The organism is Dinoroseobacter shibae DFL 12 = DSM 16493 (assembly GCF_000018145.1).
GTDB classification, from domain to species: domain Bacteria; phylum Pseudomonadota; class Alphaproteobacteria; order Rhodobacterales; family Rhodobacteraceae; genus Dinoroseobacter; species Dinoroseobacter shibae.
On sequence record NC_009952.1, the window covers coordinates 945,015 to 966,463 of the forward strand.

Consider the following 21,449-nt stretch of genomic DNA (forward strand, 5'->3'; position numbering starts at 1 on the left):
GAGCGCCTGAGCGAGAGGTTTTCAGGCAGTCCCCTGAGCCGAGGCCACCTCTTGAAGTCCGTGGAACATATCGAGCAGAAGGGCTGTAGGGTCAAGGTTTACGGCACGCCCGGCCCGGGCTTTTGCCAGCAATGTGGCCTGGGCCGTGGCCCAGCCGCGCGCGGCCTGGGCGGTGGGCGCCAGACGTTGGAGCAAGGCGGCCTCCTGCGGGCTGGCGCCGGTCGGGGGATGGCCGGTAGCCCCCGTGCGGGCCAGCCGGAAGAGGAAGGTTTCGGTCAACATCAAGAGCAGATCGAAGCGCGCCTCCGCACCGCGGGCGGCGGCACTTTCGGCCAGTTTGAGCGTCGCGGGCCGGTCGAGACGGGGCAGTCCGTCCATCAGGCCCAGCAGGCTGCCATAGGCCTCCGGCCCGCCCGCGTCGCGCAGGGTGATGGCCTGCCCGACGGAGCCTTCGGCCAGCGCGTTGAGGCTGGCAAGCTCCGCGTCGGGCAGGGGTGCGCCGAGCGCCTGGGCGAGGGCGTCGCCAAGATCGGGTTCCGACAGAGGGCCCATCCGCAGGGTGCGGCAGCGGCTGCGGATCGTCGGCAGCAGTTTCGAAGGCGCGTGGCAGACCAGCAGGATCACCGTGTCGACGGGGGGTTCTTCGAGAACCTTCAGCAGGGCGTTGGCGGCGCTCGCGTTCATCTCGTCGGCGGCATCGACGATCACCACGCGCCGCCCGCCATCCACCGCGGACATGGTAAAGAATCCCTTCAGCCCGCGGGCGGCATCCACGGGGATGTCCTGCTTGAAACGGCTGGTCTTTTCGTCATAGGGGCGGCGCAGCAGGTAGAGCCGGGGGTCCGACAGGGCGGCGATGCGCCGTGCGACCGGGTGGTCGGGGTCGATGTCGAGGCTGGTGGCGGCCGCGGGCGCGTCGCCGAACAGGCTTGGCCCCGGGTCGGAAGCCGGCGTGGCCAGCAGGAAACGCGCCGCGCGCCAGGCAAAGCTCGCCTTGCCGATCCCCTTGGGGCCGGTCAGCAGCCAGGCGTGGTGCAGCCGGTCGGAGGCCACGGCATCGAGCAGATCCGCCTCCGCCGCGCCATGGCCGAACACCCGGGTCGCAAACCGCGGGTGGGGTGCGCCGGGCAGGGCGTCGGCCTCGGGAAGCGGGGCGTCGTCCCTCATGCGGCAACGGTCAGGTGGGCGATGACGTCCGCGGCCACCTCGGCCTCGGGGCGGTTGCCGTCGATCACCACGCAGCGGTCCGGATTGGCGCGTGCCAGATCGAGAAAGCCCGCGCGTAGGGCGGTCTGGAAGGGCAGGCCGAATTCCTCGAAGCGGTCCTCGCCGGAGGCACGGGCGAGACCGCGCGTCAGCGCCAGTTCGGGCGGCATGTCGATGACGAAGGTCAGGTCCGGCTCGCGCCCGATCATCAGGCTGTGCAACTGGTCGACCAGCGCGCGCAAGTCCCCTCGGGTCGCGCCCTGGTAGACCCGGGTGCTGTCGGCGAAGCGGTCGGTGATCACGTCGCGCCCCTCGGCCAGGGCGGGTTGGATCAGCCGCTCCAGGTGGTCGCGCCGGGCAGCGGTGAAGAGCAGAAGCTCGGTTTCCGGCGACCAGCGGTCCGGGTCGCCTTCGACCAGCAGGCGGCGGATGTCCTCGGCGCCGGGGGAGCCGCCGGGTTCTCGGGTCAGGAGCGGGTCGCGCCCCGTGTCGCGCAGATGCTCGGCCAGGCGCCGGGCCTGGGTCGACTTGCCGCTGCCGTCGATCCCCTCGAAACTGATGAGGCGGCCGGGTTGCGTCATCAGTTCGCGGCCTGAGGCGCGTCGGGCGCATCCTCGCGGGTCAGCTCGCGGTAGAGCACCTCGGCCGCAGCCTGCATCCGCACCCAGGCCCCGCCCTTGGCCACGTCGGTTTCGGCCACCAGCGGATAGCGCTGCGGCTCCATCTCCGGGCCCGTGATCACCAGCTCGGCCAGCTGCTGGCCTGCCGTGATGGGGGCGGCGATGGGGGTGTCGGCCTCGATCTCGGCGACGAGGCTGCCCGAGGCGACCATGGGCACCAGCGGGCGAATATCTTCGGGGGAGACAAGGCCGACGGTCTCGGCCTCCCCGACCCAGACGGGCAGGTCGGCGAGGTGGCGTCCCGCCTCGGCCATGTCCTTTTCCACGAACTGGCGGAAGGCCCAGCTGACGATACGTTCGGATTCCTCGGCCCGCGCCCGGTCGGTCTCCAGCCCGGTGATCACGAAGATGATCCGCCGCGCGCCCTGCTGGGCCGAGCCGACAAGGCCATATCCGGCCTCTTGCGTGTGCCCGGTCTTCAACCCGTCGGCACCGATGTCCAGCTTCAGCAACGGGTTGCGATTGAACCGGTTTTGCGGCGCACGCCCGTCAAAGCCCCATTCGGACATGGCGAAATAGCCGTAATATTCGGGATAGTCCTCGATGATCCGTTGGGTCAGGATCCCGAGATCCCGCATGCTCATTCGGTGCTGAGGATCGGGCCAGCCCGACGAGTTGGTGAAGGTGGACTGGGTCAACCCGATGGCCGCGCCCTTCTCGGTCATCAGGCGGGAGAACGCCTCTTCGGTGCCCGCGAGCCCCTCGGCGACGACCACGGTGGCGTCGTTGCCCGACTGCACGATGATGCCCTTGATCAGGTCTTCGGCGGTGGGACGGTCGCGTTCGGTCAGAAACATGGTCGAGCCGCCCTTGGCCATGGCGCGGGCCGAGACGCGGAAGGTTGTGTCGAGGGTGACGGCCGGGTTCTTCTCCAGCGCCTCGAACAGCATGTAGAGCGTCATCAGCTTGGACATGCTGGCGGGCGGCAGGGGCACGTCGGCGTTCTTTTCGAGCAAGACGGTGCCGGTGGTGACGTCGACCACATAGGCCGCCTCGGCGCGGGTCTCGAACGCCGCCTGGGCGGCAGGGGCAAGGCCGAGTCCGAGGGCGAGGCTCAGGCAGATCAGGCGCAGAAATCCCATCGGGTCCTCCGTCAGTTGGTCACGAAATAGGCGTCGGCAAAGCCCAGGGATCGCACGGTGTCGAGGGCGGCGTCGCGGGCGGTTTCGGTCGGTGCGGGGCCGACGATGACCCGGTAGAACGTCTTGCCCTGGCTTTCCTGAGTCGTGGTATCGGCGGCCAGACCGGCCGCGCGCATCTGCGCCTCGGTCGCTTCGGCATTGGCCGCCACGTTGAAGATGCCGATCTGGATATAGGGCCGCGCCAATGTGGAGCTTGCCGCCAGAGCGGGTGCCGGGGACGGTGGTGCGGCGGCGGTGTCGGTGGTGTCCTCGTCAAGCTCCGCCTCCGCAATGGCCGCCGCGGCGATGGCTGTGGTGGGATCGACGGTTTCGGCGTCAGGGGCGGGGGCGGGCGCCACGTCGCGTGTCAGGGCCACGACGTTGATCTGGGTCGGTTCGCCGGCAAGGATGTTGAGGGCCTCGGCCGCATCGGAAGAGATCTGGAAGCGAGGGCCGGGGTTGTCCCGTTCACGCCGGAAGAGCGCGCCGATGACACTGCTGCCATTGGCGGTGTTGCGGATGATGACGCGCTCGGGCTCGGGGACATCGGGGAAGGCGACCCAGACCCCGCCGAGGGATGGGCGGCCATCCCAGAGACCGGTATCGGTGACGCCGAAAATCTCGGGCGCCTCGACATCAATGGTCTCGCCGCCTTCGGTCGGTATGCCCTGTGCGGTTGCGGTCTCCCCGGGTCGATCCAAGAAGGCAAAAGGGGTCTGCCCCTCGCACCCGGCCAAGGCGACAAGAATTCCCAGCCCGATCCAAACGCGCGGTTTCATGTTCATACCCATGTTCTGCCCATTGTCCCACCCTCGCCTCAACGGTCTTCGCTGCGCCGCCTGCGGGCGGGCTGGAACCTATCCTCGCCACGAAGCATAGACGTCCCGCCGCCCGTTGGAAAGTACGGCGGATGCGGTCTGTGCATCACGGTGCCAAGAGGGTGAATGGAGCCGCTCTGCCCACGGGTGGATTCCCGCTTTACCTGTCTGCCGCGGCGCCATATCTAGGCGACGTGCCGCGGAGAGGTGGCAGAGTGGTCGAATGCGGCGGTCTTGAAAACCGTTGAGCGTGAAAGCGTTCCCAGGGTTCGAATCCCTGTCTCTCCGCCACAATAACCATTGCGAACCCGTTCAGGTCGCTCGACAGAGGCGGAATTTCTCCTGTTTTCAAAGGGGTTTGCCGGATGGGTGCGAACCGCTGAGACGGCGGCGCACGCCGATTTCCGTCTCTGAACGGCCTCTCGTCTCTGGTCGGGCGAACCGCGCCGATTTCGGTTCGGTCGAAAATTTCCTCGCCTTTCCAACAACCTGAATCGAAACCCCGCCAAAACTGCGCGTCCTGTCTCCGTCGCTATCGAGCGAAACAGAGTGCGCCGAGCCCGGCATGGCGAAGATCGATGTCGAGCCCGACGCTGCTCGATGGCGACAATGTGCTCGTCGACATGGCGCGCCGTGCGCCGAACCCGCCGGGAATCTTCGTGCTGGACGACGGCATGGGACTTGTAGCCAAGCGGCTTGAGCACATCCCGAACAGCGACCCGCCGGCAGTGCGCGTCATCTCGGACAATGGCTTCTACAGCCCCTACGAGCTGACCTGAGACCCGACTCTCCTCCGGATTTTCGGAGAGTCCGCAGGTTGATCTCTGAGGCTACGCGGCGCGCATTTCCAGCCCCTTCTTTGCCACGAACTCGACGGGCGGAATGTTCCCCAGTCCTGAGTGAGGGCGATGGTGGTTGTAGTCGTGCTGCCATGCCCGGATCTGCTCGCGGGCATCGGCCAGAGACGAGAATAGCGACTCGTTGAGAAGCTCGTCCCGGAAGCGTCCGTTGAAGCTTTCGACGAAGCCATTCTGCATGGGCTTTCCTGGCGCGATGTAGTGCCATTCGATGCCCGTGCGCTGGCACCAGCTCAGGACAGCCACCGAGGTCAGTTCCGTTCCATTGTCCGAAACCACCATTGCAGGCTGGCCGCGGCGCAACATCAACGCATCGAGCTCGCGCACGACGCGCAGGCCAGAGAGCGACGTGTCCGCCACCAAGGCCAGGCACTCCCGGCTGTAGTCGTCGACCACGGCCAGAACGCGGAACCGTCTGCCATCCGTCAGCGCATCGCTGACGAAGTCCAGGCTCCAGTGCTGGTTGGGGGCATCTGGCACCAGCATCGGCCAGCGTGTCCCCAGAGCCCGCTTTCGGCCGCCCCGGCGGCGCACTTGGAGCTTCTCCTCGCGATAGAGCCGCCTGAGCTTCTTCAGGTTCATCATGATCCCCTGCCGTTCCAGCATCACGTGGATGCGGCGATAGCCAAACCGCCGCCTCTCGGCCGCGACAGCCTTCATGGCGGCCCTCGCTTCGGCATCGTCAGGCCGCACGCTGCGATAGCGCACGCTCGACCGATCCACGGCCAGTGCCTTGCACGCCCGTCGCTGGCTCACTCCGTGGACTTCCACAACGTGTGCCACCGCTTCCCGCCTGACGCCGGGCGCTACCACTTTCGCGAAGTGACATCCTTCAGTATCGCATTGTCGAGCATCGCTTCGGCCAGCAGCTTCTTCAGCTTGGCGTTCTCGTCCTCGAGCGCCCTCAGTCGGCGCGCGTCCGATACCTCGAGGCCGCCGAACCGCGCCTTGTATTTGTAAAACGTTGCCGTGCTGACCCCGTGCTTGCGGCAGACATCGGCCGTCGTCATTCCGGCCTCCTGCTCCTTCAGCATCCCGATGATCTGCTCTTACGTGAACCTTGATCGCTTCATTGTCCGTCTCCTGGTTGGGCGGACTCTACCTCAAACTGGAGGAAGAAGCGGCTCTCAGGTCAGAACCGAGCGACCGCCCGCATGTCCTCCGAGAGCCTTGCGATGTCACGTTCGAAGACATCGACGATGAGCCAGACTTGAGACAGACCCGCGACTGAAAATGCGAGTGCCCCAGGTTGCAGATACATCCCATCGGCCGCGTTCAGAGCGATCACAACACCATTCTGAGGCGCTACAATTTCAACATTGCGGACAAGTTCGCCTCCGGCTTCAATTTCGGCGATCTGACGCGCTGACATGCCATGGCTCATCAGCTTGTTGCGAGCCGCGTCCAGAATGCGGGGGTCGCCAGCTTCCACAGCGCGCACCAAATCGCCGGTTGCTGCAGCAATCAGTGGTGAGAACAATTCGAACAGGACTTGGTCCCCGCGCACGATGTCACCCACCGCGCGCACCTTGAGGTCCTCGATCCAGCCTTCGACGCGGGTGTGCACGTGGCTGGTGAGGTGTTCGTCATAGCCGACAAAACCAACGGTCTCGATCCGCGGCGCGACCTCCGTCATGCGTGAGAGCGCAGTCCGCACGCCAATTGCGTTTATTTCAGCCGCGTCCAATGTGACTTCCGAAGGATCGCCTGACGGCTCTTCGCCCTCATAAACGGGAACCAGATCCATCCCCATGGGCGATTTTCCCGGACCAGGTTGCCGGAAGTTGGGGTCCATGGGTGCCACCCAATACAGGATCTCAGGTCCGTCGGGTCCGACGATGTTTGCTGGATTGAGGTAGAACCTCTCAAGTGCAATTCCGCCCGCGGTGCCGCCCGCCAAGGCTAGGATCGCGAGAGCCGTATAGCGTCCACGCATTGAAATCTCCTGACAGCCGATCCGCGAGGGACCGGCCCGAAATTCAAGATCGACCCGAGCCATTCGAGGGCTCGGGCCGGCAAGAAACTGTCAGGAAAATCGAGGAGGTCGTTCGGGTAGTGGAGTTTGTATCGAAGGTCCGACCACTTGGACGATTGACTGAGCGCAGGCGCTTATGCCGTGATCCGTGGATGCCAAAACCTCTGAGTGTTGCAACTCGGAAAGACAGCACGCCGAAACGTGGCAGTTAGACGCCACACTCGTATCTGGCTCACAGCATTCTGCTTCAGAGTCAGCTGGTGACATATGGTGCAATGAGTGCGCCATCGATCCATGATCGGATGCGGCAAAGGCGACACTTCCATTGGTTTCGTGGTTTGAATGCTCCACCGCGCCAGCCGCAGCGATGCCGGAGATCATGAGCGCTATGCACATGATCAGCGTCGTCAGCCGCTTTGCTGAGAAGCTATACGCAAACCTTTTCATACTTGGGAAATAGATTCTGCAACGAGCCGAGACAACTAGATTTTGCGTAATCGCACACTAACGACGCTGTTGATGCTCGTCGAAGCGCGTTTGTCACTGGCAACTGGTGCCCAAAAGACACTTGGTCTTTTTTTTGCGAAAGGTAATGTGTCGGGTAGAGAAGGTGCGGCACGGGTCGCGTCCCCACCGCCACTATCACCCTTTCGAACCCGTTCATACGCCCGCACGAGGCGGCTTTTCTCCTATTTTCGAAGGCGTTTGACCACACGGTCGCGGAGGTCGCGTTCGGCTTTCACGAAACGGCGGAACTTCTCCAGTCGAGAGTTCCAGCAACGGGCAGCCGAGCAACCGACCTTGCTAACGGAAGTGGCGGCGGCCGCCGAGATTCTGGCGGACGACGCAGTGATTAAGAGGGCAGGCGCGGGCTACCTACCTTCCATGACCCGCAGCAGGTTCACCCGCGCAGGAGTGGACTAACGAAGCCATCGGGCTTCACGGCGAGGACCGGACATTCGAGGCTGTTGATGATGTTCTCCGCCGTGTTGCCGATGAACACGCCGCTCAGCCCGGTCCGCGCCACGGTGCCCATCACGACGAGTTCGGCGGCAAGCTGTCGGCTTTGGTCATGTATCACCGTCTCCGGCGCCCCCCGCGCCAGGCGCGGAAGCAGTCGGGGCCCTTGGCCTATTTCTGTTCGGACCTGCGCAAGGAACTTGTTCATCGCATCGTGCCGGGCGTCGAGGATTTCGTTGACGTACCGATCGGCGGAGATGCGTGCATCGCTCTCACCGGAAAACGCCCAGATCATGCCCTGGCCGATGGCTTCCCAGGCGTGGAGAACAATGACCTCGGCGTCCGGTGCATCCGCGACCATGCAGGCCGCAGCGACCACGCGCCGGTTCAAAGCCGCCAGCGTCTCCGGCTCAGCTGCGTCCCAGACATCCAGATCGACCGCAGCCAGAACGCGCCTGGGGCTCTTGGATGCCGTCGGTGTCTGCAGCCACACAGGGCATGGGCACTTGCGCAGCAGATGCTGGTCGGTGCTGGCGAAGAGGAAACGGTCGATCCCGGAGAGCGGTTCGGCCTTCTTGACGACGAAATCGCATTCCGATCTGGCGACGTGCCGGATGATCTCCAGGTAGGCTTTGCCAACCGCCACGGAGAGGTCGAGTGGGGTGTCATGCATAGTCGCATCCAGCCTTGCACGAACCTCCTCGCGGGTCCGCTCGACGGCTTCTTCGATCAACCTGCCGGGATCCTCACCAGATAAGCGGGAGAGGATGGAGAGATCATGCGGGGGTTCCACGCAGGCAATAACCTCAAGCGAAGCGCCCAGCGTATCGGCCAGCGTCAGCGCGCTCTGGAGGGCGATCTGCACCTCGCTCGCGTCCGCGACCGCCAGGATCTTCCGCGGTTTGCCCGGTCCCGTCGTCATGTTGGCAATTCCTTCTGGCCTTCGGCGTCCGCCACGACGCACTCGGGCGCTCGCGCATCGTCCGTGATCATCTTGGCCGCCGCATAGGCGGCGTCGCGATAGGGCATCAGGACGAGGTCCGCCCGTTCCGCCTGAAGCATCATCGCGGTGGTATCCCGATGCGCGGCCACCGCGATCTTGCCATCGAAGCCGAGATCGCGCACGGCCCTGAGGAGCGCATGGCGTGGATCGTCATGGGTCAGGCCGGTGTCGTGTTCTGGCACAGCCATGACCAGCCATTCCGCACGGGCAAGCGGCAGGTGGCCGAGAAACTCCGGATCCGTCGCATCGCCGAACAGAACGTCGAAGCCCTGGGCGCGGGCGTGGCGTACGGCTTCGGGGCTGAAGTCGACACCAAGGATGCTGCGGCCGCTGTCGCGCAGCGCTGATGCGATGCCCAGCCCATAACGGCCAAGGCCGAACAGAATCACGTCATGGGCGCGGGCGGTGCCGGGACCGACTCCGTCCTCCGCTTTCGGGTGGCGGCGCTCGAAGACGCCGAGCACCGGCTCGAAGAGCCCGTAGAGCTGGTGGGAATACGTGATCATGTAGGTCGATGCGGCGATGGTCACGAGCCCGACCAGCGTGACCAGACCCAAGGCATCTTCTGCAACATGCCCGATGGCCACCCCCATCGCCATGAAAATCAGGGAAAACTCGCTGATCTGTGCGACGGTCAGCCCGGCAAGAAACCCAGTTCGCTTGCGGTAGCCCATGGCGCCCATGATCGCGAGCACGATCAGCGGGTTGCCGATCAGCACGAAGAGCGACAGCACGATGGCCGGACCAATGCTCGCCCCCAGAACCGACAGATCCAGCGAGGCCCCGAGCGCAATGAAGAAGAACAAGAGCAGAAAGTCACGGAGCGAGGCGAGCCTCGCGGCGATCGCCTCGCGGAACGGAGTCGAGGCAAGCGAGACACCAGCCAAAAGGCCGCCAAGCTCCTTGCCGAACCCAAGATAATGGCCGACTGCGGCCAGCAGCGCGGCCCAGCCGATCGCGAAAGAGACCAGAAGCTCCGGGGCGCGCGACAGCCGTTCGACCAGCGGGGTGGCCACGTAGCGGATGAAGATGACCACGAACGCCAGCATCCCGATACCGTAGCCCAGAACGCGCAAGACCTCGGCCAGCGCGTTCTCTCCTTCCGCGGCGGCGCCCCCCACGCCGATGGCCGACAGAGCGATCATGGCCACCACGACGACGATGTCCTGCACGATCAGGAAGCCGAGCGCGATCCGCCCATGCAGCGCGTCGATCTCGCGCTTGTCGGACAGCAGCTTCACGATGATGATCGTGGACGAGAAGGTCAGCGCAATCGCAACATAGATCGCGGTCAGCGCGTCGAGCCCGAGTGCCAGTGCGATCAGGAAGCCGAAGACCGTGGTGAAGATCACCTGTCCGAGCCCGGTGACGAGCGCCACCGGCCCAAGCGTGCGCACCAGATTGAAATCGAGCTTGAGGCCCACGAGGAAGAGCAGAAGGGCAATCCCGAGTTCGGCCAGAAGGTCGATCTGCTCATCTGACTGCGCGACGTCCAGCAATGAGGGGCCGGCGAGGATCCCCACGGCGATGAAGCTCACGATCAGCGGTTGGCGCATCAGGAGGCCGAGAAAACCGACCCCGGCCGCCAGGACGAGCAGGGCGGCGATTTCATAGAAGATATAGCCTTCAATGGCTGTGATCATGTCGCTCGCTTTCGTTCGGAGTCATATGCCTCACATCGTCATCACGATCCGGCCCTCGATCCGGCCCTGTTCCATCTGGTCGAAGATGCCGTTGATATTGTCGAGGCTGTCGGTTGCGTAATGCGAGGCGACCTTTCCCTCGGCCGCGAAGGAGAGGCTCTCGGCGAGGTCGGCGCGCGTGCCGACGATGGAGCCACGGATCGTCTTGCGGTTGAGGACCACGTCGAAGATGTTCAAAGGAAAGTCGCCTGGCGGAAGACCGACGAGGCTCATCGTTCCGCCGGGTGCGAGCATCCCCACGCCCTGTGAGAACGCGGTGTTCGAGACGGCCGTAACAAGGACGCCCTCGGCCCCGCCAAGCCGCGCGACCTCGGCCACCGGGTCCTGCGTCGCGGCGTTGATGGCAACGCCCGCGCCGAGGTCGCGGGCCAAGGCGAGCTTGTCCTCGGCCACGTCGACGGCGATCACATGCAGACCCATCGCGCGCGCGTACTGCACTGCAAGGTGCCCAAGTCCGCCGATGCCGGAAATCACGACGGTCTGGCCTGGATGCAGGTCGCATTCCTTCAGCCCCTTGTAGACCGTCACACCGGCGCACAGGATGGGGGCAGCAGGTGCGAAATCGAGCTTGTCGGGCAGATGTCCGACATAGGTCGGATCCGCTTCCACATACTCCGCGAACCCGCCATTGACCGTGTAGCCGGTGTATTCCGGCTCCGTCCGGCAGAGCGTCTCCCAGCCCGTGACACAGGCGGTGCAATGCCCGCAGGCGTGATGCAGCCAAGGCACGCCCACCCGGTCGCCTTCCTTGACCGACGTGACATTGTGCCCGACCTCGACCACCACGCCCACGCCTTCGTGGCCCGGAATGAAGGGTGGCTCGGGCTTGACCGGCCAGTCGCCGCGCGCCGCGTGCAGATCGGTGTGGCAGACCCCGCAAGCCTCTATTTTCACCAAGATATTGCCGTCCGTGACGGTCGGTTTCCGGACTTCACGGATCTCCAGCGGCTTCGAGAAATCGGTGACGAGAGCGGCCTTCATCATAGACATCGGAATTCTCCTTTCAGGGGTTCAGGGATCGTGGGACAGCCGGGCGCGATCCGCGCAAAACGCGTTTCTCGATTTCAAGGACCAGGAGCAGCAGAGGTCCGATTGCGACGATGGTAAGGCCCTGCACCAAGCTCAGAGGTCGCGTGTCAAAGAAGGCCTCCATGAACGGCGCGTAAGTGAAGGCGAGTTGCAGCAGCGTGACCGCCGCTATCGCGAATATCACGGGCCGCGTGCCGAGGATGGCGCGCAGCGACAGCGATGTCGTGTTGAGGAACCGCACCGAGAAGAGGTAGAAGATCTCCATAAACACCAGCGTGTTGACCGCCATGGTGCGCGCCTCTTCCAGGCTCGCCCCTTGGGCCTGCGCGAGCGTGAACATCCCGAAGATGCCCGACGAGAACAGTACCGAGACGAACCCGACCCGCCAGAGCACGAAGCGCGACAGGATCGGTTCGTCCGCGCGCCGCGGGGGGCGGCGCATGATGTCGGGCTCCGGACCCTCGAAGGCCAACGCCATCGCCAGCACCACGGAACTCACCATGTTGACCCACAAGACCTGCACCGGTGTGATAGGCAGCGTGAGGCCAAGCAGCAGCGCCAGGATCAGCGCAAGCGCCTCGCCCCCGTTCACCGGCAACAGGAACACGATTGCCTTCTTCAGGTTGTCATAGACCGTGCGCCCTGCGCGTACGGCCTCCGCGATGGTCGCGAAATTGTCGTCTGCGAGAACAATCTCGGCGGCTTCCTTGGCCGCCGCCGTTCCCGTCCGGCCCATGGCTACGCCGATATCCGCACGCTTGAGCGCCGGTGCGTCGTTCACGCCATCGCCGGTCATCGCCACCGCCGCACCGCCGGCCTGCAATGCCTCCACCAGGCGCAGCTTGTGCTCCGGGCTGGTGCGGGCGAACACGTTGATCCGCGCCGCCGCGCGCCTCAGGTCATCATCGCCAAGCCTGTCGATCTCCGCGCCCGTCAGCACCTCGCCCGCATTTTCCAGCCCCAGCGACCGGGCGATGGCGGATGCGGTCCCTGCATGATCACCGGTGATCATCTTCACTCGGATGCCGGCCGCATGGCACTCCGCCACCGCGGCGACGGCCTCTTCGCGCGGCGGGTCGATCAGTCCCAGAAGGCCGAGCAGCGTAAGGTCGCCGTCGACCTCGCCAAAGCTCAGCGTCCGCTGCGCCGGATCTGCCTTACGTGTAGCGATGGCAAGCACGCGCTGCCCGCTGGCGGCAATCTCTTCCGCGCGCCTGACCCAGTATTCAGGGTCAAGCGGCTCGCGGTTGTTCCCCTCGCCGTACTGCGACGCGCACATGGCGATCACACGCTCGGGCGCCCCCTTCACATGGATTGCGGCGCCCCCCTCGCGGTCAAGGTGCAGCGTGGCCATGAAACGGTGCGCGGCATCGAAGGGGATGGCGTCGGCCCGAGGATTGGCCAGCCGCAGGGCGTCCGGCTCATGCCCGGCCTTCCACCCGAACGAGACCAGCGCGCCCTCCATCGGGTCGCCGGTAACCGACCAGGTCCCGCGGATCTCGGCGATATCGGCGTCGTTGCACAAGATGGCTCCGCGCGCGAGGGCACCCAGCAGCGGATAGACCGAAACGTCGATGTCGCGCCCCTCCAGCGCGACGTTGCCACATGGCCCGTAACCCGCGCCGGTCACGTGAAACAGACGCCGCGCTGTCGCGACTGACGCCACCGTTATCTCGTTCCTTGTGAGTGTGCCCGTCTTGTCCGAGCAGATCACCGATACCGACCCCAGCGCCTCGATCGCCGGCAGGCGGCGTACGATGGCCCGCCGCGCCGCCATGCCCTGCACGCCGATCGCCAGCGTCACGGTCAGGATGGCCGGCAGACCCTCCGGAATGGCCGCTACCGATAGGCCCACGACCGCCATGAAGATGTCCCTGAAAGACATCCCGCTGCCGAAGTATCCGAACATGAGGATAAGGGTCGCGATGGCAAGAATGGCCAGCGTGATGGTGCGCGCGAAGCCCTCCATCTGCCGCAGGAGCGGCGTGGTCGTCGTCTCGACCGTTTCCAGCATCCCGCTGATGCGGCCGATCTCGGTTTCGGTTCCGGTTGCGACAACAATGCCTCGGCCGGCACCGGCCGCGACAAGCGCGCCGCTGAACGCCATCGACCGGCGGTCACCCAGCGACGCGTCCTGATCGACCGGCGTTGTCGACTTGTCGACCGGGACGGACTCGCCGGTCAGCACTGCTTCCTGAATGCGCAGCCCATAGGACGCGATGACCCGCAGGTCCGCAGGCACCCGGTCCCCCGGCTCGAGCGCCACGATGTCGCCACGCACCAGCTCCTCCGCCGGCACCAGCACGCGACGACCGTCCCGGAGCACGCGCGCCTCGGGGGCCAGCATGTTTTTTATGGCCGACAGCGCCTGCTCGGCCTTGCCTTCCTGCACGAAGCCGATGATCGCATTGACGCACACAACCGCGAGGATAACCCCGGTGTCTACCAGATGCCCAAGCGTTGCGGTCACAGTCGCCGCCGCAAGCAGAACGTAGATCAGAAGGTTGTGAAACTGGCGCAGAAAGCGCGCAAGCGGACCCGCCCGCGGTGGCTCAGGAAGGCGGTTCGGCCCGTCGGTTCGCAGCCGTTCCGCCGCAACCGCGGACGAAAGCCCGGATGTCTCACCGTCGACGAGGCTCAACACCTCCTCGACGCTGCGTTCATGCCACTGCGTTTTGGCCGGATCGCGCTCTGTGGCGATCTCGGACGCGATCGCGGAAATACCTGCGCGGTGGATCGTCAATGCGACTCCGCTCCCGACCCCGTTTCATCCCGCCCGCTCGGCTCACGCGTCGCGCGTTCGTTGACGAAGGCTTCAAGGTCCTTCACCGCCACACGGAATTCCCGGCCCAGCTTCACGGCGCGAAGCTCCTGCAAGTGAATCCAGCTGCGAACAGTCTGCTCGCGCACCTTCAAGAGCTCCGCGATCTCCTGTGTCGTCAGAAACGGCTTGCTCAGCATACTTCACCCTTGATCACACCGGATCAAAGTCCATAATACAGACCCAAAGAGGTCTGGATATCCTGAATCAGTCTCAAAGAAGATAAATCGCTGTAAAAGAGGTTCAGAAGTCTTCTCCTAGCGTGAGACCATCGGCACTGAAGTGTCACGCTGAGGTTGGCCAGTCTTCTGGCCTTGTGACAGGAGTGAACTAGGGATTCACTGTTTGAATCCAGTGTGATAACTTATGAGCATCAGCAGGTGGTCCCCTATGAAATACCAGACTAGGGACTGGCCTTTGGAAAACACGGCTCGGAAGCAACGCGGCTCCCTATCGATCTGGCTTGATCCCAAGATGAATTGCACGCACCCGGAACCGGCAAGCGCGGCCGTCAGCCTGAGGTCTCCGTTGCGACCGAGCAGGTTTGCCTGACGATGAAGGCGCTGTTTCTGACCTGAGACCCGTCTCCTCCTCCAGTTTGAGGTAGGGTCCTTCGCCACGAAGGAGACGGACAGAATGCAGAGATCACGGTTCAGCGAGGAGCATATAATCGCGATCCTGAAGCAGCAGGAGCGCTGCGGGGCTACGGCAGACGTGTGCCGCGAACACGCGATCAGCTCGGTGTCGTTCTACAAGTGGAAGGTCAAGTTCGGCGGGCTCGAAGTGTCGGACACGCAGAGACTTAAGACGCTCGAGGACGAGAACGCGAATGCCTCACGGCGCGAGCATGTGATCGCCAAGTCACCGAGCTACAAGCCGGGCTTGCGGTGCTCAACCGCTATCCCGCTTTTGGCTTACCCGTCACAGAGCCCGCAGGATATGCCCAGCAGGGGAAGTGGGTAGTGCGCCCAAACCCCGATTCGTGCAACAAGGCCAGCCGGCGTTCCCCTGGAGACCGTGTAATCGACGAACTCAGCGATCCGGAGGATCGCATTGCTGGCAGTGTTGTTTCAGCCGTGGACGAAGACCAACATTTCGCGGCTGTATCGGGGACGTTGGGCGAGGTGCCGGTCGATCTCGTCGGCGAAGGCGTGCACTGTCCCGTAGAGGGTCGGGTTGACCAGTGCGAACTCGGTCCTGGGGTCCGGTGCCAGGGTCAGCGGGCGTTCGAGCGCGCCCAAGACATGGGCCGGGGGAACCGTGACATCCACCGAGGACAGGCCAAGATCGAGGCTGCGGTCCTCGGAGAAGAGGGCCCCGTGACCTCGGACGCGGCGCGGGTGGTGACGATGAAGACCCGGTGTTCGGTCAGCCCCTCGAGCGCCTGGGCCGGAACGGACGGATTGGCGATGCCCACGAGATCGCAGGCCTTGCCGCAAGTCGGGAGGATCCCCAGCAACAGGATGGCTGCCCATCGCCGGCTGCTGCCGGTCCGGAAGGCGCGCAGCCGCCGGATGCCCCCGTTTTTCCACAGCTCGCCGATCCTCCGATGCCGGGCTCTGCGGGGCCGCGTCCGGGACACGGCCCCGCGGTCGTTCAGTCGCTCGCACGCTTGCGCGCGTCCTCGAGCGTGGCGATGTCGGCCTCGGTCAGTTGCGGCTGGTCCACCTTGATTGTCAGCTTGTCCAGTCTCGCGGTCAGGGCGAAGGGCGGCACGTAGTCGGCGTCATGCACGCCGGTCAACGTGTCGGAGCCGATGTCGAAGGCTTCGTCCCATTGCAGGATGACCGGGATGGTCTGCTTCATCTGCCGTGTATCCACCGCGATCCCGTTCACCTTGAGCGTTCCGGTGCCGCCCTGTCCCATGCCACTGGTGCTGCCATAGGCCAGCGTCCCCGCGCCGAGACCGTCATATTGGAACTCGAACGCGACGGTGTGCTGGCCCGGCGGCAACGCATCGGGGGCTTCCCAGCGGACCCTGTCGAGGTTCAGCAGGTTCCAGGTGAAGACCGGCTTGCCGTCCTTGAGGTAGAAGCCGTAGCCCGCAAAGCGCCCGCCGGAGGTCACGATCATCCCTTCCGCGCCGCCTTCGGGCACCTCGATCTCGGCGGTGATCGTGTAGGAGGCGTTCAGGATGCTCGGGGAATCACCCTGCGGCAGGCCGGTCATCGGCCGGGTATAGACGAACTCGGTCCGCCCGGCGGTGATGTTGGGCCGGGGTTGCGCAAGGCGCGAGGTGACCGAGGCATCCATCGGGAAGACCTGGTATTTCTCCGCCTCCGCGATGAACAGCGCCTTGAGTTCCTCGACCTTGTCGGGGTTGGTCTCGGCCAGGTCGATTTGCTGGTTCATGTCCGTCGTCAGGTCATAGAGTTCCAGAACCTGGTTGTTGAGCGGGTCGGGGTTCGGGACGCCCGGTGTCTCCCACGGCATGCGGTTGACCTTGGTCGCCAGCAGCCAGCCCTCGTGATAGAGCGCCCACTGGCCCATCATCTCGAAATACTGGGTCTTGCGGGGGCTGGGCGCGTCGGCATTCGCGGCCTCGAACAGATGGGCGAAACTCGTGCCCTCGATCGGATGTTGCAGGATGCCGTCCACCTCCAGCGGCGCGTTGATCCCGGTCACCTCCAGAATGGTCGGCACCACGTCGATCACATGCAGGAACTGGTCCCGCAGGCCGCCCTTGTCGTCGATGCCGTTCGGCCAGGAGACCACCATGTTCTGGCGCACGCCGCCCAGCCGGTTGGCGTTCTGCTTGAAATAGTCGAAGGGCGTGTCGAAGGCCCAGGACCAGCCCGCCGACATGTGGTTGTAGGTGTCTTCGGTGCCCCAGACGTCATACCACTGCATCTGGACCTCGATGGGCATCTCGGCGATGCCGTTGAACCAGGCGACCTCGTTCGGCGTGCCCACGGGGCCACCTTCGGCGGAGGTGCCGTTGTCGCCGTTGATGTAGATCACCAGCGTGTTCTCAAGCTCCCCCAGCGCGTCGATGGCATCGATTACGCGGCCGATCTCGTGGTCCGAATAGGAGGCATAGGCGGCGAACACTTCGACCTGGCGGACGAACAGTTTCCGCTCGTCATCGGAGAGTTGCTCCCATTTCCGGATCTTGTCCTCGGGCCAGGGGGTGAGCGTGGCGTCCTGCGGGACAAGCCCCAGCTTCTTCTGGTTCTCGAAGATCGTCGCGCGCAGCGCCTCGTAGCCGTCGTCGAACAGGTTCATCGCCTCGATCTTTTCAACCCATTCCGGGGTGGGGTGATGGGGCGCGTGGGTGGCGCCGGGGGCGTATTTGACGAAGAACGGCTTGTCCGGGGCGATCTGGTGCAGGTTCGTGATATGGGTGATCGCGTCATCTGCCGTCGCGGTGATCAGGTTCCACCCCGGCTCGGCATCCTCGAACGGGTAGATCGGCGTGGTGTTGCGATACAGGTTGGGCTGCCACTGGTTCGCATCGCCGCCAACGAAGCCGTAGAAATACTCGAACCCCATGCCGATCGGCCATTGATCGAACGGGCCGGCGAGGCTGGTCTGGAAGGCGGGCGTGTTGTGGTTCTTGCCGAACCAGGAGGTCGCGTAGCCGTTGTCCCGCAGGATCCGCCCGATGGTCGCCTTGTCCTTGGTGATAACGGAGTTGTAGCCGGGAAAGCCGGTCGAGGATTCGGAAATCACGCCGAAGCCCACGGTGTGGTGGTTGCGCCCGGTGAGAAGCCCGGCCCGCGTCGGCGAGCACAGCGCCGTGGAATGGATGGCGGTGAACCGCAGCCCTTCGTCCGCCAGTTGGTCCATCGTGTCATGGGGGATCACGCCACCGAAGGTGCTCGGCACCCCGAAACCCGAGTCGTCCGTGATGATCAGCAGGATGTTCGGTGCGGTCTTCGGGGCGACGATGCGGGGCGGCCACCAGGGCTCTGATTCCCTGGCCGTCTGGGCGATCTGTCCGCCGAATGCCTCGGGCGGGGCAGGCAGTTGCCGTCCGTCGATCACGGCGGTCGCGTTGGGTGCGCCCGAGACAGCCGCCGTGTCGGCCCAGGCCGGGGAGACCAGCGTGAGCAGACCGGCGAAAGCGGTCGCCAGGTTCGTCTTTGTGTGGAACATGGTGTCGTCCTTTCCTTGAGTGGGGTTTCGCGCCGAAGCGTGGCCCGGCGCCGCCCGGCGCCGCCCGGGGGCGTGCCGAAACCGTGTGTCGTCAGAATCGGTAGGCGGCGCCGAAGACCACGCCGGATTGGGAGAACGAGAACCCATTCTCCGCAGTGTCGTGGTCGACCGAGATGTACCTGTAGCCGCCGCGCAGAACCCAGTTCGGGGTCAGCGCGTAATCCGCCGTCAGCAGGGCCTGCCAGGTTTCGCTGTCGCTTCTGAAGCCGCCGTAATCGACAAAGGCCGTACCGGACCAGCGCTCGGTCATGGCGACCCGTGCCCGGAGACCGACCACCGGATCGATCCAGTCATCGTCCAGGCGCCGGGTCTCGTCCGACGCTTCGGGGCGCCTCAGGGTCAATTCGGTGTCGGTGCTGAACCACCGGACACCGGCTGCCATGTCCAGTTGAACGACCGGGGTTTCGTGGACCCGGTAGGTCACATACCCGCTCAGGATCTGGGTCGTCAGATCGCTGTCGAGGGTCCCGTTCGGCGTCGCGTTCCTGAATGACAGGCTCGTATAGAGGTAGTCGAGATAGGCGCCCCATCGACCAGTGGAAGCCCCGAACGCGCCCATGAAGGCAAGATCGAGGTTTTCCAGGGCATCTGCAAAGCTCAAGCTGCCATTAACGGAGCCATCCGGGGTGCTGAGCCCGGTCTTGGTCTCCGGAGTGAAGAGGTAGACCGTCGCCTCATATGACCAGTCGCCCTGCTGCGCCGCGGCCGCCGTCGCCGACATGGCAAGCATGGCGATTGCGGCGAAGTGGTGGTGTCGTTTCATGGCTCTTGTCCTTCCGGATTGGTCGAGATCCCCGTCACCTCGGCAAGGGACCTGACGGCCGCTCGCAGGTCGGCAGGCGCGGGCAAGGGGCGCCGCGCTTGGCGGGGTGGGCGTGCCCACGCGCGGCAACGCGGTTCGAGCCCTCGTGCCGCCTGGGCACCGAGGCAATCGTGGTATCATTTTGTCCTCCCGCTTGCACGTGAGGCATGCAAGCCTGTCGACCTCGCGGTACGGCGGGCACGATCCCATGCACGCGGTCGGCCCTCGCGGTCCAGGGCCCCAGCATTGTCGCGGGCTTGTGAAAGCGCAATTGATACAGATCAAGGCATAACGCCGGATTTACCATTTGGGGCCATGGCAAGATGCGGTTAGGCTGCGCGCATGACAGCATCCCGGTCCATTCCCCTCATTCGCGCGGCCGCCATCGCGCCGATGCGCCGCTGGCTGGCCGAGCAGGCCCAGGATGCAGGACCGCTGCTGGCGCGTGCCGGGCTCGACTGGGTGCCCGAGGACAATCCGCTTGTGCCGATCCCCCTGCGGGCCGGCATCCGGTTTCTCGTCGAGATCGCGCGCGTGGCCGGGCCCGACGCGCCCATGCGCATCGCGCGCGAACGGGGCGTCTTCGAAATCGGTCCAATCGGCAGCCTCGCCCTGGCCGCGCCGACCGTGCGCGCGGCGCTGCACACCATTGCCCGAAACATGCCGCGCCATTGCACTCACGAGTTCTTCACGGTGGAGGATTGTCCCCAGGGCGTGCGTATCGGCGATGGCTGGGCCATCAATATCGGCGATGCCGAGGCGCGCCACCACGTTCAGCAATACGTGGCGGCCCTGGTGGAGGGGATCTGCCATGTCTCCGGGGCATCCGGTGATAGCCTCGCGCGCGTCATCATGATCCCGCACCCGACATTTGCACTCGGCCATCTCCGGCCATGGCTCGGCGATCGGGTGATACCGGGCGCAGCCCGACCGCTGATGGTCGAGATCCCGGACGCGGTTGCGGATCGCCCCATGCCGGCCGGGGAGGGCCGGGACCCCGGGCAAGACTGGCTGCCCATCCGCGCCGGCGCGACGCTGTCCGACAGCATCGGAACGCTGGTGGAAAGCATGCTGGCCCAGACGCCACCGTCCATCGAGCGGGTCGCGAGCGCCGCAAGCCTGAGCCCCCGCACCTTGCGACGCCGCCTTGCCGACGAGGGGACCACCCTGTCCGAGATCGTCGACCGAACGCGCGCCAGACTGGCCATCGCCCGGCTTGCCAGTGACCGCCCGCCTCTGCTGGGCGCACTTGCGCAAGAGCTGGGATATGCCCACCAGTCCGCCCTGACGCGCGCCGCCAAGCGCTGGGGCGTTCAGATCGCTTCCTCAAAGCACAACATGGAGGGAGGATAGCATCTGGCGGTCGTTCAACCTCGGTCCGATCCCACTTGCCATCCACCTCAACCGCGATTCTCATGCGCAAACCATTGCGACTTGTCTGGACTTTCGGGGCGTTGCCGTCGGCAGCGCCCGATGTGAAGCACTTGGGAGCGAGCGGGCCTTTCTGAGATATGGGCGAAGTCTCGGTCCTGCGATCTCCACCGTGCCGCTCTTCCAACCCTAGGGTCAGGGCTCATAACCAATGTGTGACGGTTGCCGCGAGGCCGAGAGCAAGGCTTGTCGCTCCAGCGCTTCCAACGGTGCTAGAGCGTCTTGTGCGGACCATAGGCGGTGGAGGCATCCCGCCACCGCAAGCCATTGCGATTGATGAAGATAATCCCGCTCAGCACACGCCGATCATCGACCCGTGTTTGCCGTGTGACTTGGGAAAGAAACGCTCAAGACGCGCCATTTGCGCATCCGTCACCCACAAGAGATCAGACATGTTCACCGCTCGGTTTGTGGACCGTCAAGCATGCCGCCAAGCGGAAATCAATGGATCCTGACCCTAGTGCAGCGCAGGTTGAAGGGTTTTACACTGGCGTGATGTCGACCCCGGTCTCGCAGTGGGTGAGCCATTTGCGGAAAGGGGCACTCGGTGTCGGGATTTCGTTTGGCCGGACAGAGTGTGTTCAGCTGCGGTCTGATCGGAAAAAGGACCCAACAAGCATCGCGGTACAGGGGCTGATCGAACTGCTGCAAGATATTGCCCGTGCGGTGGTCGTTACGAAACCGCGCCTGTCCGTCCGACAAGAGCTCGGCGCGGCAGGCTGAAGGTAGGCCGCTGCGATAATGCGTTTTATCCGAACAACATCTAGGGTCTGCAGACGCTGCGGGGGTGCCTCGGGCGCGCATCGTCTCGACACTCAAGCTGCCCGCGGCAGTGCCGGACCATAACTGTAAGCTGTCTGCGATGGATAGGCATCTTGTGTCTTC

General features: G+C 64.7%; 16 protein-coding genes, 1 tRNA gene and 3 pseudogenes. 5 read left to right on the top strand and 15 right to left on the bottom strand.

Features of this window, described 5'->3' with window-relative positions:
- Positions 1–21: 21 nt before the first annotated feature.
- From DSHI_RS04710 to DSHI_RS04725, 4 genes are read right to left on the bottom strand one after another with little or no spacing between them, the layout of a single operon-like run.
- Entirely contained in the window at positions 22–1,167 is a 1,146-nt protein-coding gene (locus tag DSHI_RS04710; RefSeq protein WP_012177598.1) for a DNA polymerase III subunit delta', read from the bottom strand.
- On the bottom strand, positions 1,164–1,787 hold the full coding sequence (gene tmk / locus DSHI_RS04715; protein WP_012177599.1) for a dTMP kinase: 624 nt from the start codon (positions 1,785–1,787) through the stop codon (positions 1,164–1,166). Before tmk ends, DSHI_RS04710 begins: the two co-directional genes overlap by 4 nt.
- Positions 1,787–2,968: a D-alanyl-D-alanine carboxypeptidase family protein gene (locus DSHI_RS04720; RefSeq protein WP_012177600.1), complete on the bottom strand. Its 1,182-nt coding sequence runs from the start codon at positions 2,966–2,968 to the stop codon at positions 1,787–1,789. Before DSHI_RS04720 ends, tmk begins: the two co-directional genes overlap by 1 nt.
- A gap of 11 nt (positions 2,969–2,979) precedes the next feature.
- Positions 2,980–3,786 (bottom strand): SPOR domain-containing protein, encoded by an 807-nt coding sequence (locus DSHI_RS04725; RefSeq protein ID WP_012177601.1) that lies wholly within the window; start codon positions 3,784–3,786, stop codon positions 2,980–2,982.
- Between the two features lie 240 nt (positions 3,787–4,026).
- On the opposite strand from DSHI_RS04725, the gene DSHI_RS04730 reads away from it, so the two are divergent.
- Together DSHI_RS04730 and DSHI_RS04735 are read left to right on the top strand one after the other, a co-directional pair.
- Positions 4,027–4,116, top strand: a tRNA-Ser gene (locus DSHI_RS04730).
- 287 nt (positions 4,117–4,403) lie between these two features.
- Entirely contained in the window at positions 4,404–4,604 is a 201-nt protein-coding gene (locus DSHI_RS04735) for a S24 family peptidase (RefSeq protein WP_012177602.1), read from the top strand.
- A 51-nt stretch (positions 4,605–4,655) separates the two neighbouring features.
- Here DSHI_RS04735 and DSHI_RS04740 read toward each other — a convergent pair.
- From DSHI_RS04740 to DSHI_RS04775, 7 genes are all read right to left on the bottom strand, one after another.
- A protein-coding gene (locus DSHI_RS04740; protein WP_245533048.1) for an IS3 family transposase occupies positions 4,656–5,716 on the bottom strand; the annotation gives its coding sequence in 2 pieces (ribosomal slippage) (positions 4,656–5,497 and positions 5,497–5,716; 1,062 coding nt in all).
- A 98-nt stretch (positions 5,717–5,814) separates the two neighbouring features.
- The gene (locus DSHI_RS04750) at positions 5,815–6,618 is read right to left on the bottom strand and encodes a heavy metal-binding domain-containing protein (RefSeq protein WP_012177605.1); all 804 of its coding nucleotides are present in this window, start codon (positions 6,616–6,618) and stop codon (positions 5,815–5,817) included.
- A gap of 940 nt (positions 6,619–7,558) precedes the next feature.
- Positions 7,559–8,539, bottom strand: coding sequence for a universal stress protein (locus DSHI_RS04755; protein WP_012177606.1), 981 nt, complete (start codon positions 8,537–8,539; stop codon positions 7,559–7,561).
- Entirely contained in the window at positions 8,536–10,263 is a 1,728-nt protein-coding gene (locus DSHI_RS04760; RefSeq protein WP_012177607.1) for a cation:proton antiporter, read from the bottom strand. The genes DSHI_RS04755 and DSHI_RS04760 overlap by 4 nt, the downstream gene beginning before the upstream one ends.
- A 30-nt stretch (positions 10,264–10,293) precedes the next feature.
- Positions 10,294–11,313, bottom strand: a complete 1,020-nt coding sequence (adhP, locus tag DSHI_RS04765; protein ID WP_012177608.1) for an alcohol dehydrogenase AdhP — start codon at positions 11,311–11,313, stop codon at positions 10,294–10,296.
- Between the two features lie 13 nt (positions 11,314–11,326).
- Positions 11,327–14,095 (bottom strand): HAD-IC family P-type ATPase, encoded by a 2,769-nt coding sequence (locus tag DSHI_RS04770; RefSeq protein ID WP_012177609.1) that lies wholly within the window; start codon positions 14,093–14,095, stop codon positions 11,327–11,329.
- Positions 14,092–14,313 carry a helix-turn-helix domain-containing protein gene (locus DSHI_RS04775; RefSeq protein ID WP_012177610.1) on the bottom strand — a complete coding sequence of 74 codons (222 nt, stop codon included), beginning with the start codon at positions 14,311–14,313 and terminating at the stop codon, positions 14,092–14,094. The genes DSHI_RS04770 and DSHI_RS04775 overlap by 4 nt, the downstream gene beginning before the upstream one ends.
- 232 nt (positions 14,314–14,545) lie before the next feature.
- Here DSHI_RS04775 and DSHI_RS22700 point away from each other — a divergent pair.
- Positions 14,546–14,742, top strand: a pseudogene (locus DSHI_RS22700) (transposase); the annotation flags it as partial.
- Positions 14,743–14,809: 67 nt separating this feature from the next.
- Positions 14,810–15,013: pseudogene (locus tag DSHI_RS22230) on the top strand (transposase); the annotation flags it as partial.
- 230 nt (positions 15,014–15,243) lie between these two features.
- Here the strand turns inward: DSHI_RS22230 and DSHI_RS21290 are convergent.
- From DSHI_RS21290 to DSHI_RS04795, 3 genes are all read right to left on the bottom strand, one after another.
- The gene (locus tag DSHI_RS21290) at positions 15,244–15,444 is read right to left on the bottom strand and encodes a hypothetical protein (RefSeq protein ID WP_050757813.1); all 201 of its coding nucleotides are present in this window, start codon (positions 15,442–15,444) and stop codon (positions 15,244–15,246) included.
- A 325-nt stretch (positions 15,445–15,769) separates the two neighbouring features.
- Complete coding sequence (locus DSHI_RS04790) at positions 15,770–18,271, bottom strand: arylsulfatase (RefSeq protein WP_012177613.1); 2,502 nt, start codon at positions 18,269–18,271, stop codon at positions 15,770–15,772.
- A gap of 91 nt (positions 18,272–18,362) precedes the next feature.
- Positions 18,363–19,094 (bottom strand): outer membrane protein, encoded by a 732-nt coding sequence (locus DSHI_RS04795; RefSeq protein WP_044027636.1) that lies wholly within the window; start codon positions 19,092–19,094, stop codon positions 18,363–18,365.
- 381 nt (positions 19,095–19,475) lie between these two features.
- Here DSHI_RS04795 and DSHI_RS04800 point away from each other — a divergent pair, with 381 nt between their 5' ends.
- Positions 19,476–20,486: a helix-turn-helix transcriptional regulator gene (locus tag DSHI_RS04800; RefSeq protein ID WP_012177615.1), complete on the top strand. Its 1,011-nt coding sequence runs from the start codon at positions 19,476–19,478 to the stop codon at positions 20,484–20,486.
- Positions 20,487–20,779: 293 nt separating this feature from the next.
- On the opposite strand, the pseudogene DSHI_RS04805 reads toward DSHI_RS04800, so the two are convergent.
- Positions 20,780–20,958: pseudogene (locus tag DSHI_RS04805) on the bottom strand (transposase); the annotation flags it as partial.
- Positions 20,959–21,449: the final 491 nt, after the last annotated feature.